Origin of the sequence: Methanothrix sp. (assembly GCA_029907715.1) — an archaeon.
GTDB lineage: Archaea > Halobacteriota > Methanosarcinia > Methanotrichales > Methanotrichaceae > Methanothrix_B.
In genome coordinates this window covers 102,802-116,387 of the sequence record JARYLI010000005.1, presented here as the reverse complement: position 1 = coordinate 116,387, position 13,586 = coordinate 102,802, and the positions used below count along the sequence as shown (strand labels likewise).

The 13,586-nt window shown below is 56.6% G+C and carries 17 protein-coding genes; 3 read left to right on the top strand and 14 right to left on the bottom strand.

Going from position 1 to position 13,586, the window contains the following annotated elements; genetic code table 11:
* Positions 1 to 53: 53 nt before the first annotated feature.
* A complete protein-coding gene (locus tag QHG98_05130; protein MDH7597112.1) occupies positions 54 to 518 on the top strand; it encodes a peptidylprolyl isomerase in 465 nt (154 codons plus the stop codon).
* Positions 519 to 625: 107 nt separating this feature from the next.
* Here QHG98_05130 and QHG98_05125 read toward each other — a convergent pair whose 3' ends face one another.
* The 6 genes from QHG98_05125 to QHG98_05100 are packed head-to-tail and all read right to left on the bottom strand — an operon-like array spanning position 626 to position 3,893.
* The gene (locus QHG98_05125) at positions 626 to 1,801 is read right to left on the bottom strand and encodes an NAD(P)/FAD-dependent oxidoreductase (GenBank protein ID MDH7597111.1); all 1,176 of its coding nucleotides are present in this window, start codon (positions 1,799 to 1,801) and stop codon (positions 626 to 628) included.
* The gene (locus QHG98_05120; GenBank protein ID MDH7597110.1) at positions 1,798 to 1,977 is read right to left on the bottom strand and encodes a 4Fe-4S binding protein; all 180 of its coding nucleotides are present in this window, start codon (positions 1,975 to 1,977) and stop codon (positions 1,798 to 1,800) included. The genes QHG98_05125 and QHG98_05120 overlap by 4 nt, the downstream gene beginning before the upstream one ends.
* An 18-nt stretch (positions 1,978 to 1,995) precedes the next feature.
* On the bottom strand, positions 1,996 to 2,268 hold the full coding sequence (locus QHG98_05115; protein MDH7597109.1) for an acylphosphatase: 273 nt from the start codon (positions 2,266 to 2,268) through the stop codon (positions 1,996 to 1,998).
* A gap of 4 nt (positions 2,269 to 2,272) precedes the next feature.
* Positions 2,273 to 2,935 (bottom strand): triose-phosphate isomerase, encoded by a 663-nt coding sequence (gene tpiA, locus QHG98_05110; GenBank protein MDH7597108.1) that lies wholly within the window; start codon positions 2,933 to 2,935, stop codon positions 2,273 to 2,275.
* A gap of 12 nt (positions 2,936 to 2,947) precedes the next feature.
* Entirely contained in the window at positions 2,948 to 3,439 is a 492-nt protein-coding gene (locus tag QHG98_05105; protein ID MDH7597107.1) for a hypothetical protein, read from the bottom strand.
* 46 nt (positions 3,440 to 3,485) lie between these two features.
* On the bottom strand, positions 3,486 to 3,893 hold the full coding sequence (locus QHG98_05100) for a DUF1699 family protein (GenBank protein MDH7597106.1): 408 nt from the start codon (positions 3,891 to 3,893) through the stop codon (positions 3,486 to 3,488).
* Between the two features lie 962 nt (positions 3,894 to 4,855).
* Here QHG98_05100 and QHG98_05095 point away from each other — a divergent pair.
* On the top strand, positions 4,856 to 5,242 hold the full coding sequence (locus tag QHG98_05095; GenBank protein ID MDH7597105.1) for a beta/gamma crystallin-related protein: 387 nt from the start codon (positions 4,856 to 4,858) through the stop codon (positions 5,240 to 5,242).
* Here the strand turns inward: QHG98_05095 and QHG98_05090 are convergent.
* Together QHG98_05090 and QHG98_05085 are read right to left on the bottom strand one after the other, a co-directional pair.
* Positions 5,239 to 6,006, bottom strand: a complete 768-nt coding sequence (locus QHG98_05090; GenBank protein ID MDH7597104.1) for an ABC transporter permease — start codon at positions 6,004 to 6,006, stop codon at positions 5,239 to 5,241. The genes QHG98_05095 and QHG98_05090 overlap by 4 nt on opposite strands.
* A 1-nt stretch (position 6,007) precedes the next feature.
* Positions 6,008 to 6,958 (bottom strand): ATP-binding cassette domain-containing protein, encoded by a 951-nt coding sequence (locus QHG98_05085; protein ID MDH7597103.1) that lies wholly within the window; start codon positions 6,956 to 6,958, stop codon positions 6,008 to 6,010.
* A gap of 234 nt (positions 6,959 to 7,192) precedes the next feature.
* Between QHG98_05085 and fdhD the strand changes: the two genes are divergently transcribed.
* A complete protein-coding gene (gene fdhD / locus QHG98_05080) occupies positions 7,193 to 7,906 on the top strand; it encodes a formate dehydrogenase accessory sulfurtransferase FdhD (GenBank protein ID MDH7597102.1) in 714 nt (237 codons plus the stop codon).
* 112 nt (positions 7,907 to 8,018) lie between these two features.
* Here the strand turns inward: fdhD and QHG98_05075 are convergent, their stop codons facing one another.
* From QHG98_05075 to QHG98_05050, 6 genes are read right to left on the bottom strand one after another with little or no spacing between them, the layout of a single operon-like run.
* Positions 8,019 to 8,576, bottom strand: coding sequence for a 30S ribosomal protein S7 (locus QHG98_05075; GenBank protein MDH7597101.1), 558 nt, complete (start codon positions 8,574 to 8,576; stop codon positions 8,019 to 8,021).
* A 4-nt stretch (positions 8,577 to 8,580) separates the two neighbouring features.
* Complete coding sequence (locus QHG98_05070) at positions 8,581 to 9,009, bottom strand: 30S ribosomal protein S12 (protein MDH7597100.1); 429 nt, start codon at positions 9,007 to 9,009, stop codon at positions 8,581 to 8,583.
* A 55-nt stretch (positions 9,010 to 9,064) separates the two neighbouring features.
* The gene (locus QHG98_05065) at positions 9,065 to 9,496 is read right to left on the bottom strand and encodes a NusA-like transcription termination signal-binding factor (GenBank protein ID MDH7597099.1); all 432 of its coding nucleotides are present in this window, start codon (positions 9,494 to 9,496) and stop codon (positions 9,065 to 9,067) included.
* Positions 9,489 to 9,800: a 50S ribosomal protein L30e gene (locus tag QHG98_05060; protein ID MDH7597098.1), complete on the bottom strand. Its 312-nt coding sequence runs from the start codon at positions 9,798 to 9,800 to the stop codon at positions 9,489 to 9,491. Before QHG98_05060 ends, QHG98_05065 begins: the two co-directional genes overlap by 8 nt.
* Entirely contained in the window at positions 9,797 to 10,951 is a 1,155-nt protein-coding gene (gene rpoA2, locus QHG98_05055; protein MDH7597097.1) for a DNA-directed RNA polymerase subunit A'', read from the bottom strand. Before rpoA2 ends, QHG98_05060 begins: the two co-directional genes overlap by 4 nt.
* Positions 10,948 to 13,578 (bottom strand): DNA-directed RNA polymerase subunit A', encoded by a 2,631-nt coding sequence (locus tag QHG98_05050; GenBank protein MDH7597096.1) that lies wholly within the window; start codon positions 13,576 to 13,578, stop codon positions 10,948 to 10,950. The genes rpoA2 and QHG98_05050 overlap by 4 nt, the downstream gene beginning before the upstream one ends.
* Positions 13,579 to 13,586 lie beyond the last annotated feature (8 nt).

The following is a 13,586-nucleotide window of genomic DNA, read 5'->3' as shown; positions in this document are numbered from 1 at the left end:
CTGGCTTTACTGCACGCATCACTTTTATATTTCATATCCTCATACCAAAACCCATGGCCGTTAATCGCAGGGTGCTTTTAAAGACATCCATGGGGGATGTGGTGATCGAGCTTTACGATGACATGCCCATAACAGCGGGGAACTTTCTGAAGCTCGTTGAGCGTGGCTTCTACGATGGCGTGATATTCCACAGGGTGATTGCAGGGTTCATGGTGCAGACAGGAGACCCGACAGGCACTGGCTATGGCGGTCCTGGTTATACAATCCCTGATGAGTTCTCCAGGCACAACAGGAACGACCGCGGGACAGTGGCCATGGCGAACGCAGGACCGAACACAGGTGGCAGCCAGTTCTTCATAAACCTGGTGAACAACAACTACCTGGACAGAATGCACCCCGTCTTCGGGAAGGTCGTCGAGGGAATGGATGTGGTTGATAAAATAGGAAGCGTCAGGACCGACGCCGATGACAGACCCGTTGAGGACGTGGTGATAATATCCGCAAGGGTGCTGAGCTGATCTCCTCGCAGTGATAGATCACGCGCAGAGGAGCAGCATCTGCAGCTGGAGATCCGAGGTTCACATTCCAGACGTCTGCGACCTACTCCATGATGCAGTCAGCCAATCTACATCACGAGATGCCTCAGCTCCCAAAGCATCTTCGGGTTCAGGCGGATCAGCACCCTGAGCATGCCCCTGAGATCCATCTTGGAGACATCCTCAGACTGGATCGAGTGCATGAGATTGTTCAGGTCCTCATCGCTCAGCCTGATGAAGAACTCCTTGAGATCGAGGTGTCTGGCTATCTGCTTTCCTATGCTCTCCCGCCAGCGCTTCTCATAGGCCATGAGCCCCTCGACTCCGGTGTCACCGCTGGAGACTGCCTCAGAGACAACCTCGCCTGCAATTATCCCTGCCTCCATCGCGTTGAGTATGCCTCCTCCTGTTATCGGGTCAGACTGGCGCGCGGCATCTCCGACCAGCATTACACCATCGGCGATGGTCCTCTCGATCGGACCCGAGACCGGTACGCCGCCGACGACCATCTCCACGATCCTCGCCTCAGGCATCCTCTTCTCAACAAACCTCCTGAGGAGCTTCACGGGCGCTCCGGGCTCTGATCTCGATCCGATCACGCCAAGACCGACGTTCGCCAGGTGCTCCCCCTTCGGGAACGACCAGACGTATCCCCCGGGCGCCAGCTCATTTCCCAGGAAGAACTCGCAGTACTCGTTGTCGATGTTCTTGTCGTAGAGCAGAAACTGCGCGCAAACCTCGATGTCGCCGGGTTTGAGTGATGTGTCTATGCCGGCCCATCTCCCCACCTTCGACTCGACCCCATCCGCGCCTATGACGACATCGGCCTCTATATCGATGACCTCTCCATACCGCATGGCCCTGACGCCTTTCACAGCTCCATCCGTTCTTATCAGGTCAAGGGCCCTGGTCTTGACCATCACCTTCGCGCCTGCACGGGCTGCGTCCATCGCCAGCGCGCGGTCGAAGATCTTGCGCTCCAGCACGTACCCAACTTCATCCCCGGATTTATCCTCGGACATGACAATGCTGGAGCCATCCGGGGCGTAGAGGCGCGCCCCCTTCACCTCTGCTGCTATCCATCTCGGATCAGGTTTGATCATACTGCTAAGGCGCGACTTGCTGACCCCCTCAGCGCACCTCACCGGATCCCCGATCTCCTGCCGCTTCTCCATGAGAACGACCTTCAGGCCCCTCTCTGCAGCTGTCTTCGCAGCCATCGATCCGCCAGGGCCAGCGCCAACGACAACAACATCACACCTCATCCCTGAGCCTCCTCGAGACTGAGCGCTCCGGTTGGGCAGAGCTTGACGCACCTGCCGCACTCTATGCATCCATCAGAGACCTCAAGCCATGCCTCCACGAGCTCCAGGGCGCAGACAGGGCAGACGCCGACACATGCGCCGCAGTATCCGCAAACATATCTGTTGACAGTGATCAATCGACTCCACCCCTGCATTCAGTAGATTATCCTGAAATCATCATACCCCTTGCACTCGAGCTCCGCGATCTCCATTCCAGAGACCATCGCGCCAGATGGCCCTGATTTCATCAGGCCGAGAAGCTCGCCGACGCTCTTCCGCTCCCCCTCAAGCACAGCCTCAACGCCACCGCCGGGGAGGTTTCTTATCCAGCCCTTAACTCCAAGCGCTTTGGCGTGGGTTGTGGTGTAGTACCTATAGCCGACGCCCTGAACCCTTCCTGAGACCCTGACGCGAACGCATATGGTCATGATCTCAAACCCCGGTTACCAGATCCTCGAGCGCCTTACGCTGGTCCTTCGCCTTCACGATCCCCGAGGCCAGAAGCACGCCCACAGCACCGAGCTCAAGAGCTGCTCTGAGATCATCGCCGTGGGTGATTCCTGCGCCGCAGAGCACCCCGACATCTTTCTCTATGGCCCTGACAGCCTCGACCGAGCCCCTGACGACCTCAGGATCTGCCTTGGAGACGGGTATCCCGGAGCCTATGAGCTCTGGCGGCTCCACAGCGACATAATCCGGCTGCAGGGCTGCAGCTGCCCTTGTTGTTGCGACGTTGTTCGTGCATATTATCGACCTGAGACCCTCTGCTCGGCATGCCCTGAGAGATGCCTCGATGTCAGCAAGCCTGAGCCGGCGCTCCGAATGGTTTATGAGAGAGCCTGATGCTCCTGCCGCCTTCACGGAGGCAGCCGTGATATGCCCTGTGAAGCTGCCGAAGCCGACGCCATCGACGTGCTGCGCATAAACCGGTATGCTCACAGCGGCTGCAACCGCTCTTATATCAGCGACCTGCGGCGCAACCGCGATATCAACACCATACTCAGATGCTACGCTCTCACATATCTTTGAGAGGGCGACAGCCGAATCTCCTGTCGCCTCCCTGTAGGTCTTGAAGTTGAGAACTATCAGCGTCAAAGCCCCTCCCACCTAAACTCTGTGACCGACTGACCTGCCAGGCGTTCTGACCTCGCACAGGCCCTCGCATTTCGCTGCGTGCTCATACTCCGCGAACGATCTGGCGCTGCCTGTCTCGAGCATCATCACGGTGCCGTCTGATACCAAAGCGACAAGCGGAAGCCTGCCGCTCTCCTCCTGGTGCAGGATGTGGTAGATGAGACCCTCTGGTTTTGAGTACTCAAGCCTGATGCAGCGGAAATCCGGGTGGTCATTTAGGAAACGCTCCAGCTCTGGCGCGGCATCCCTGCATACCGGGCAGCCTTCCCGCTCCACGAAGAGCGCGACGCGGCCGTGCTTCAGGCTCTCTGCGAGGCTGAGCGCGGGCCCGTAAACCCTCTGAATCATGCGATCAAGAATCTCATCGATCTCATCGGGATCCAGACCATACTTGGCCTCGAGCTGCGCTCTGAGGTCGCGCCGGGATCGCACCAGAAAGTCCCTGATCAGGCGCTCCAGCTCCATGAGCGGGAATTTCACTTCAAGAAATAAAACTATGGTGGTGGCCCGCTCAGGCCATCACCTGCTCCTTCAGGAGATAGCGTATTAGGTCCTCGGAGAGTTTCGTCTCGCGATGCACCTTTTTCACAGTCTCATCGATGCTGTAGCCCTCAGCCATGAGCGAGGCTATTCGATCTATGACCTTCTCGCTCACGGAGTAGTACTCGTCTATGTCCTTGCGATGGCCCCAGACGTCGCCCTTGAGGATCTCTATCCCCTGAAGCTCCAGGAACTGCTGCGCTGCCTTCGACATCGTCTGATAGTAAGATGGAGGAATCTGAACTGCCTTGAGCCGCGGGCACGTCCTGACCAGGTTCATGACGTCCATGTTGGAGGCCCTGAATGCGAGATGGACGACCTGCTCGTTCCGGTTCAGGTCTGGTATCTCCTTCTTAGAGCTCACAACCCTTAATCTCATGATTAGAAACAATGATGTTAAAATATATATAGATAATGGTAATTGTAGTAGTCAAGAAACTGATATTCTATAAGTAGAAACTGAATCTGCATATATCGCACGTATTTTTGGCCTGCCAAGAATAAGTGAGAATAGATCTTAAGAGTGGTATATGACGCATCCACGCATACCATTGAGATGAGCTGAATGCTGCCTCGTGTGATCTATGGTGCATTGCCAGTGCATGCTGGTTCCCGAAACCCCGTTCGATCAAGGCCCACGACCTGCATCCGTATGATATTTGAGGCAGAAGATCACGCAAATTGTTCATCGAAGACCTCAAACGCTTTTGGCATTGTCTGAGGACGTCAAAAGCTCCCGACTGCACCCTGTGGCTTCAGCGAGCGAATCGTATCGAAGGCAGAAATCCTCGTTCTTGAGGGTCGCAGGAGCTGAAGAAGTGCGTGGAGCCGGCATTCCTGGCGAGATCCTCCGCGAATCTGAAGTCGCCTCAAAACTACAGCAGGAGTGCAGAGACGCAGTCCCCCTCCCTTCCAGAAGACCGTCCGGGAGCTGTTTCAGTGGATCATGACCTGAACTCACTGTGCAGATTCGTCTCTGGCTGGAACACAACCAAAGACCCCATCATCCCGGTACGCCTCTACGGTCGCATGCGGGTTTTGGAGAGTTCGTTCACATCCATCCAGGGATCTCCCTTCCCGGAATCCTCCGCAAAAGTTCGTGTGCTCGATCCATTCAACGCATCTCAGGAATCGCCGATCAACGGCAGGATACCTCATAAACCCTGTGGCTCACATGCTGTTGATCTGATGAGAGCACACGAACCCGCAAAACACTCAAACGATATTAATATATCCTCTATCGCAATATCTCTCCAGAAAATGTATGACTGAATAAAAAAAGAAATTCTTCGAGAGGGTGGTGATAATAATATGAAAAACAAAATATTGCTTACTTTCTGCGTGGCAGTCCTGATCGGCCTTTTATGCGTCAGCGCGCAGCGGAACATAATGATGCCGGGCAGCTTTGGTCCTGGTGTATCCGACCTGCAGAGCATGGTGGGAGGATCTGGCGCAGCCGGCACAGGCGGGCCGTCGGAGGCTGTGCTCTTCGCGGAGGCGAACCAGAGGGGCGCCCACAAGCACATATTCGAGCTTGATTCCGATGTCGGAGCGGACAGCGCATTCAACGCGACGCCCAGATCGATGGTCGTGCTGAGTGGCGTCTGGCGTCTTTACAGAGAGCCGAACTTCCAGAGCCCGTATGACATGGAGTTCGGGCCCGGCATCTACCCCTCGATCCTGGAATACGGCATAAACGCGATCGGATCCATGAAGAGGCTGCGCTAATCGACATCGCTCGTCTCAAACAGGTACGCCCCTATTGCCATGGTCGCTGCGCAGCACCCTGCGAGGAGGAGCGTATCAATAACGATGGGAAGCGAGTTCGCGCCAACGAGGCAGCCTCTCAGCGCATCAACCCCATACGTCAGTGGATCGATGTAGGAGAGGACCCTGACCGGCTCTGGCAGGTTCTGCACAGGGAAGAGCGCCCCTGATAGCAGGAATACCGGGAAGATCATGAAGTTCATTATCAGGCCGAATCCGGACATGTCCTTCATCCTGGATGCGAATGCTAGACCTACTCCTATGAACGTCGCGGATATGAGGACCATGAGCGCAACTGAGAGAATCAGTCCTGTTGGCCCCTTTATTTTCACGCCCATCGCTATACCGGGTATCAGTATTATGATGCCCTGGAGCACGGCCTGGGTCACGCCCCCTGCAGTTCTTCCCAGCACTATCGACAGCCTCGTCACCGGCGCGACCATTATCTCCCTGAGAAAGCCGAACTCCCTGTCCCAGAGAACCGACATCCCCGCGAACGTTGAGCTGAAGAGCAGTGTCATGCCTATTATCCCTGGTGCGAGATAGTTGATGTAGTCCACACCTGCGGGAACCCGGGATGCCATGCCGCTGAAGCCTGTTCCCAGAAACGCCAGGAAGAAGAACGGCGGGGCTATTGATCCCACAACCCTGGATTTGAGCCTGAAGAACCGTATCATCTCCCTCAGCCAGAGGCTGTATATCGCGTACGGATCGAACGCTCTCATGCTACCTCCTCATCAAAGCTCTTACAAGATCGCCCTTTCCGGTCTCGTCCCTCATGCTCCTGCCTGTGTACCTGAGGAAGACATCCTCCAGGGTCGGCTCGTGGACGCTAACGGATTTTATCCGCACGCCAGCGCGGCACGCGGCCAGCACGACCTCCGGGATCCTCGACTGGGCCGAATCCACACTCAGCCTGACGTATCCGTTGCTCGCGTCGAATGAGCGAACCCACTCGAGCCCCATCAGGACATCGCGGAGCCGCTCCAGACCATCCCTCACCTCCAGGGTCAGGGTATCGGTGCCGATCATGCTCTTCAGGGACATTGGGGTGTCGAGAGCCACAATCCCGCCATGGTCGATTATTGCAACCCGATTGCAGAGGTTGTCTGCCTCCTCCATGTAGTGTGTTGTGATCACAACAGTGACATCCTCCTCCCCGTTCATCTTCCTGATGTAATCCCAGATGTACCGCCTGGTCTGGGTGTCCAGGCCAAGCGTCGGCTCATCCAGAAAGAGAACATGCGGCCTGTGCATCAGCCCTCTGGCTATCTCCAGCCTTCTGCGCATGCCGCCCGAGAACTCCTCGAGGAGCACATCCGCCTTGTCGGAGAGCTCCACAAGCTCCAGAACCTCCGCGATCCTTCTCTTCCTCATCGCTCCCGGCATTCCATACATCCTGCCGTGGAAATCCAGGTTCTCCCTCGCTGTGAGCTTCCCATCGACGCTCGGATCCTGGAAGACCACGCCGATGCAGCTTCTCACCGCATCCCTCTCGCGCACGATGTGGTGGCCCCAGACATACGCCTCTCCCTCAGTTGGCCTGAGCATGGTGGTCAGCATCTTGATTATCGTGCTCTTTCCCGCGCCGTTCGGGCCCAGCAGGCCGAAGATCTCTCCCCGTCTCACGGAGAGGTTCACGTCATCGACAGCTACAAGGCCATCAAACCTCTTCACAAGTCCTCTGGTCTCTATGGCATGCTCCATGGAACCGGCGCAGTCTAATGATGGGCTGCGCCATCATCACCTCCATCAACCAGTATGCCGCATCTTTTAAGAAGATGTGCCTCAGCCGTAGCGACCACCGGTGCAACGCGCCAGTCATCGCGCATCACCTATCGGCCGGCGGGCCCCGATGAGCTGCTTGGAGGACACCTCTATATCTGCAAATCTCCTGAAGAGATGGGGAATATGATAAAGGAATGCACATGCATAAGAGTTGACAGCCTGAGCCACTCAGTGGTGCGGGATGCGGTCGCTGAGGAGATCCAGATCGAGCTGTGTGTAAATGGAGATATGCTTGGGATAGTATCGCTGAGCCCATGCCAAATCAGAGAGTTCATCGCCGGCCACCTTCTATCGGAGGGCCACGTTGGGGTGCTGGAGGAGATCGCTGATATGCACATTGAGGGTCGCAGGGCAAATGTGACCCTTCGCAGAGCGATGGAGCAGAAGTGCAAAGAGCATGCAGAAAAGACTGAATGGTTTTCGGTGGGCAGAGATGCCATATTCCGCGCGATGCGCATGCTTCTCGACTCAGATGCTCACAGGATCACCGGTGGCTTCCACCGCGCTGGGGTCTTCGCGGAGGATGGCACGGCATGGATGGCCGAGGATATAGGAAGGCATAACGCGATGGACAAGGCCATAGGCCACTGCCTGCTCGAGCGCATCGATCTCTCGAGAGTGTTCGTCCTGCTGACAAGCCGCATCTCCTCAGGACTGGCTCTGAAGTGCTCGCGCGCAGGGATCCCGATCCTCGCATCCAGGGGCGCGCCGACCAGTCTTGCCATTGAGATGGCAAATGCTGCGGGGATCACACTCATAGGATTTGTCCGCGGGGAGAGGATGAACATCTACACCCATCCGGAAAGGATGGCGGATCTGACGCTCACCGCAAAGTGATAATATGGCCCCTAAACTTCGAATGCCCCGCGGATGTTCCAAGGGTGCGACGCTGAAATTCAACAAGGCGATTGATTTTGCGCTGCTGGTGGCGTGAGAGCGGCAGCCAGATCTACCTGGCGGCCTTTGCCACACGCTCTATGCTGTCCTTCCTGCTGACAGCGAAGCTCTTCACGTCGTAGTTTGCAGCAGCTATTATCTCGTCTGCCAGGCAGCTCTGAATGGAGCGCTTGCTCTTGAATGATGCCTGCCATGCGCCCTTTGCTATGAGCATCAGCGCGGTATCGACACGTCTCTGAGGTGCGGTATCCACTGCCTTTGGAACAGTGATTCCGCCGTACTTGAGCCTGACGACCTCCTCACGCGGTCCAGCGTTTGAGATCGCCCTGACCAGGACGGAGAGCGGGTTCTCCTTCGTCCGCGAATGGATTATATCGAAGGCCTCCTCGACTATCCTGTATGCGGTCTGCTTCTGGCCCGTGTTCTTCTCCTTCCTCATCATCTTGTTGATCAGACGCTCGACCACATGAAGCTCGGACTTCTTGAACTGCTGCTTCGCATGCCTGCCGCCGGTGTGCATCACAGCCCTCGGCTTCAGGTTGATGTAGCCCTTCACGCTCAGATCCGGGATCTCCACCTCAGATGCATCCCATTTGCCAAATACCTTCACAAGATCACCTTACCGGCTTCTCCTTGCGGCCCGAGACCATCTCCTCGAGAGAGACATTGTTCACAGCGACGACCTTGAACCTCACGCCAGGTATGTCGCCCATCGACCTCCCCATTCTTCCGCCGATCCTCTCGACGATGACCTCGTCGTGCTCGTCTATGAACCCTATGGCACCATCGCCGGGGCAGAATGCCGTGACCTGCCTGCCGTTCTTTATCAGCTGTATCCTGACGCACTTGCGTATGGCTGAGTTCGGCTGCTTCGCCTCGACGCCCACCTTCTCCAGAACGATGCCCCTTGCCCTGGGGGCCCCGCCCAGAGGATCTGCCTTGACCTTGAGGCCGAGAGCCCGCCTGCAGTAATGTGGATCGCTCCACCTCAGCTTCTTCCAGTCATCTTCCATCTTCCTGGCCGCATTGATTCCCATTCCCATTTAATCACCGTTGATCGTGAATTTATGATAGCGCTCTTTCAGGGCGTTGTGCCGCTCACTGTATGATTATATCATCAACGCCATGATGCCTCTGTGCCAGCATCTTGGCTTTAAGTATGTTTCGGCCGTCCCGCCCTATGGCAATACCCTTGTCCTTGTTGGCTACCTCTACATAAGCCAATCGCTTGTTGTTCTTGTTGACCACCATGATGTTCTTGACATCCGCCGGCTGGAAGAGGTTCTGCAGGAACTCCTTTACATCATCGCTGTACTCGACTATCTCTATCTGTTTTCCAATGGACTTCTTGACGCGGTTTATGTTGCTCCCCTTTCTGCCGATCGCGGCTCCCATATCGCCCTTCTGTATGACGAAGATTATTCTGTCGTTCTCCTCGTCAACGATGCAGTCCCTTGCCATACCGCCAGTGAGGCTCTCAAAGAGCGCTATGTATCTGATCCCCTCTGTGGTGAGCTTGAACTCACTCATTCGCAACACCCCGGATCTCCCGCAGCAGCGCCATGATCTCAGAGTCCCCGGGCTCGATCACAGCCAGGGCGGCTACCGGGAATGGCTTTCCACATGCTGCGCCCAGATCCCTTCCAGAGCTCTGGTATGCATACACCGGAACCTCAAGGCTGCGAAGCTTCTGGCGCACGTGCTCCGGGCAGTCCGAAGCGTATATTATGAGCTTTGCGTCTCCCCTGATACCGTGCTCCAGGGATCTGTTGGAGCCGAGCACAACTTTACCGGTTCTTATGGAACTCCTGAGTGCTCTATCGATATTTATCATCGAACTACCTCATCAATCCTTTTTGCTACCAGCTGGACATCTCCGGTTCCGAGCTGGATCGGCTGGCCGACTATGACGTTCTCGGTGACGCCCTTGAGGTCATCCACATCACCGCGGATCGCGGCATCGAGTATGTGGTTCACGGTGACCTCAAAGGCAGCGCGAGCGAGGACGCTCGCCTTCTCTCCTGATACGCCGTGTCTGCCGATCTGCTTCACATCGCCGTCACAGGTCATGATATCGGCAACAAGCATGATGTGCCTGACATCGACCTGCAGGCCCTGCTCGCGGAGGGTCTCGGTAGCCTCGTTGATTATAGCATTGCGAGCTGCCTCTATTCCGAGGACCTCGCATATCTCATTAATGTTGTTCGTCTTGGTCCTGGTGGGATCGACGCCCTCGAACTCCAGGACCTCCTTGAGGGAGGAGCCCTCCGTGTAGAGGACGTACTCGTCTCCCTCCTTCCGTATGACCACGCGCTTTATACCATCGACGCCCTTCAGCGTGACCTTCTTTATGCGCTCCACCAGCTGCAGGAGCTCCCTGTAAGATGGCTCCTCAGGCGCCATTATGATGGTGTTTCCCCTCTGATCAACAGCCAGACCAGTGGCCACCCCCAGCTTCTCCGCCACCTCCTCGGCCGTGATCTTCCGCTGTGCCATGGCGTCCTCATTGAGCTCTATGACCACGTTCATCTCCGCGAGATCTGTGGCTATCGAGCCCAGATGCAGGATCGATGTGGCCTCGATCGCCCATGCGACCTCCCTCGCCATGTCGCGATCAGAGGCGTACTCTGGGAGCAGCCGTATGGTCATCGTCGGCGTCGATGGGATCTTGCGTGCGTCGACGATCTCTATCAGCCTCGGAAGACCGAGGGTGACGTTGATCTCCGCAACGCCTGCGTAGTGGAACGTGCGCATCGTCATCTGCGTGCCTGGCTCGCCGATCGACTGGGCCGCGACGACGCCCACGGCCTCGCATGGCTCGACCCTCGCATGTTCGTAATCCTCGACGACCTCTCTGATGATCGTCTCGAACTGCTCATCGGTCACGCTCTCAGCCTCTTCCAGGCCGTTTATCAGGGCTTCCTTGAGGCTGATCGGCAGATCGAGCTCTTCTATCCTTTTACGCCATGCATCTGGCAGCTTCATGCGTTCTCACCTGCGAGGACCTTTCTGATTATCCGATGCACGTTATCGGGGCTGGCATAGTCCCTTCTTGACGGATCGACCCCGTCCTCCCCGTACTTGAACTGGACGATCATGCCGCGGGTCTCCCTGACGGTGCCGTCATAGTTCACCTCCAGATCCTGGAGTGCGTTTACCAGGCGCCTCTGGAGGTAGCCGCTCTGGGAGGTCCTTATTGCAGTATCCACAAGACCCTCCCTGCCGCCTATCGCGTGGAAGAAGAACTCCGTCGGCGATAGACCCTTCTTGTAGCTCGACTCGACGAAGCCGTGGGCCTCTGCGCCCAGATCTCCGCGCTTGAAGTGCGGAAGGGTTCTGTCCGTGTAGCCGCGCTTTATCCTCTCGCCCCTGACAGACTGCTGTCCAACACATGCTGCCATCTGTGTTAGGTTCAGCATCGAGCCGCGGGCTCCGGAGACCGCCATGACCACGCCGCTGTTATCCAGTCCAAGGTAACGGCCCGCTATCTGACCTGCAGAATCCCTCGCCTTGCCCAGCGTCTGCATTATGCGCATCTCCAGGGTCTCCTCGAGCGTGCGTCCTGGAAGCGGTTCAAGCTCTCCCGCCCTGTATGCCTCTATGAGCTTCTGAACGTTCTCCTTCGCGGATCTTGTGACGTCCTGGATCTGCTCTGCAGCCTCCCTGGGCACATCCTCGTCGCTGATGCCGAAGCTGAAGCCAGCGAGCATGATCCCACGGAGCGCCAGAAGTGTCATCCTGTCCAGGAACTGGCTTGCAACCCCGGGGTCGTACTCCTTTATTATGCGATCGATCACCTTCCCCTTGAAGGCACCTACAGCCTCTGCATCGATCGTCCCCTTTAGAAGAACGCCGTTACGTATCACCACGTAGGCATCGTTCTCGCAATCCTCGCCCTTGCAGACAGGACAGTTGCTGCAGAAGTCAGCCTTGAACGTGAGGTTCAGCCCCTTCGGCAGTATCAGGCTGAATATCTGCTTTCCTGTCCAGTACGGATCGCCGTTCTCGTCATATCCTGCAGGCTCAGGGATGTCGCTTATATCAAGCTTCTTGAGAACCTCCATGAGTCTGTCCTTATTGAGCCTGCGCTCCTTGTGGGTGAGCAGGAAGCTTCCCGTGACGTAATCGTGTATCCCGCCTATGATCGGGCCGCCGAATCTGGGTGAGAGGATGTTCTCCTGAACCCTCATCAGGATCTCGGCCTCTGCCCTTGCCTCCTCGGTCTGCGGCACGTGCAGATTCATCTCGTCTCCATCGAAATCTGCGTTGTACGGCGGGCATACCGCTGGGTTCAGCCTGAAGGTCTTGTACGGCATGACCTTGACCCTGTGCGCCATTATCGACATCCTGTGGAGCGAGGGCTGCCGGTTGAAGAGAACTATGTCGCCATCTGCAAGCTGCCTGTCCACCTTCCAGCCGACCTCGAGCTGCTGCGCGACCTCCTGGCAGTTCCTCTCGGTGACCTTCACCCTCCTTCCATCGGCGCGTGTCACGTAATTGACGCCTGGATGGTTATCGGGCCCCCTCATCACGTACTTCCTGACGACCTCGATGTTTCTGGGGTTGACCATTATCGGAACCGTGAGCTCCTTTGCAACCTCAATCGGAACCCCCACCTCGTTGATCGAGAGATTTGGATCGGGGGAGATCACTGTTCGCGCGCTGAAGTTGACACGCTTTCCGGAGAGCGAGCCTCTGAACCTGCCCTCCTTGCCCTTCAGCCTCTGGGACAGCGTCTTGAGGGGCCTGCCGCTTCTGTGCCTGGCCGGAGGCACCCCTGAGACCGTGTTATCCAGGAAGGTCGTGACATGATACTGGAGAAGCTCCCAGAGGTCCTCGATGATCAGCTGCGGCGCACCTGCCTCGCGGTTCTCCTGGAATCGCTGGTTTATTCTTATTATATCAACGAGCTTGTGCGTCAGGTCATCCTCGCTCCTCTGTCCGCTCTCAAGCGTTATCGATGGGCGCATCGTGACAGGGGGCACAGGCAGCACTGTGAGAATCGTCCACTCGGGCCTCGCAGTCTCCGGGTTCATCCCCATGACCATTATGTCCTCGTCTGAGATCCTCTCGAACCTGTCTCGTATATCAGAGGGCGTGAGCTTGTGTCCGTCCTCTATATACGATAGCGGCCGCTCGAACTTGATCTCCTTCTGGGGGGCGCCGCAGTACGGGCATACCTTGTGTTTCCTTGCCTCTGAGAAGACCCTGTTAACCACGTCCTCTGTGGGCTGCCCGAGATCCTCAAGTGTTCTTATCTGTCTGAGAAACTCCTTCTTCTCCGGCTCGGAGAGCATCAACTTTGAGCACTCCCTGCATATCGCTCTCAGTATCTTCCTTATGAGCTTCGCGAAGCCGACGTGTATCACCGGAGCCACCAGATCGATGTGCCCGAAGTGCCCGGGGCACTCCCCTGGCCTGCCTCCGCATGTTCTGCAGCGAAGACCTGGATCTATGACACCGAGTCTGGGATCCATCAGACCCATCTCTATGGGGAAACCATCATCATCATAGGTATCGGCCGTGATCACCTTGACGACGCTCATCTTCCTGAACTCCTGCGGAGATATCAGGCCGAACCTGATCTTTCCGATTCTCTTTGGGACTGTCATTCCATCAC